Here is a 1,235-nt window from a genome sequence, read left to right as displayed (position 1 = left end):
TCATGTCTAAGCGATTATGCACTGCTCCCTCAAGGGATGTGGCGTCTATTGGTGCAACAGCCTGATGGGCTGTTGCAGTATTGCGGTTGAGAGAACCAATGATTTCTCCAGCATCTTGCCCCATGGACCTTTGGCCAGTTGTATTGGTTAGGATGATGGTTCCATCACTGATAGCGGATTTGGTTTCTCCTTCTGCGCCATCCTTGGCTTTGCCATGGTTTAAAACATTCTTGGTAATATTTTTTATCGTGTCATTTCCAGAAAGGCTAAAACCATGGCTGCTGGCTGTCGCATGCGCACTGTTGGTGATATCACTGGTGCTGATGCTTCCGGTGGTCAGACTATTTTTATCCGCTGAGGCACTGCTCGCAATAATGCCTCCGGTCAAGTTTGTTGTCCCCGTAACTGTAATATCAAAACCGCCCGCCTCTGCTTTGATGCCTGATTGCTCTACAACACTGTGATAATCACTAGAGGATTTATCCTTGTTCAAAGAGGCGCTCATTGAACCTCCATCACCCGTTTTTCCTGCACCAAAGCCAACATTCTCATTAAAACGCTTTGCGAATGGTTTTGCGCTGTTAAGGTTGGCATTTACGGCTATTTTTATATTTTTTACAAAAAGGGCTGTTCAAACGCTTCTTGACACTGCGCTGTGGAATGACAGCGCCAGGACGACAAATCGGAAGGTTTTCGGCTTTATGGTTTCCACACCATCCCCCCCCCACATCATATTTATAGCGGAACCCTGCTTGAAGCATGCAAGCATCAATGGTTGCCATTTGATTGAAACTGCGATTATCGTTTTCTGGATCGCGATCATAAGGGGTTGGCATGCCACATTCTAACAAGGCTTTTCCTACCTCAGTAAAATCAGTAACACCATTTTTCTCCCACGTAGCCACCTCTCCTAGAGGAGGTTTGTTAAATTGACATCCTGTTATGATAAACAAAATTACCGCACCTAATAGCTTTAGAGTTTGTTTCATTTTTTCCCCTCTTTGAATGGATTTCTTTTTAATGCAATGGCTTGAAAGCCTGTTGATATTTTCTGCCACCGCTGTTTCAAACAACGGTGAACAATATTGAGATGGTGGATGAAGAGAACAATCCCACACAGGCATGGGAACACATGAATGTGGGGATTGTAGTTTCCACAAACAGAAAAATTTAAGGTTGGCATTTACGGCTATTTTTATACTTTTTACAAAAAGGGCTGTTCAAGCGCTTTTTGA

1 protein-coding gene and 1 pseudogene are annotated in these 1,235 nt (G+C 43.7%); both read right to left on the bottom strand.

Features of this window, described 5'->3' with window-relative positions; all coding sequences use genetic code 11:
- Positions 1-505 (bottom strand): annotated as a pseudogene (locus ACFIO5_RS10225) (filamentous hemagglutinin); the annotation flags it as partial.
- A gap of 76 nt (positions 506-581) precedes the next feature.
- On the bottom strand, positions 582-989 hold the full coding sequence (locus tag ACFIO5_RS10220; RefSeq protein WP_375705339.1) for a hypothetical protein: 408 nt from the start codon (positions 987-989) through the stop codon (positions 582-584).
- Positions 990-1,235 lie beyond the last annotated feature (246 nt).

Source organism: Bartonella sp. AA86SXKL, from assembly GCF_042196885.1.
Note: the sequence above shows the minus strand (reverse complement) of the source record. Positions and strands in the feature narration are given on the sequence as shown.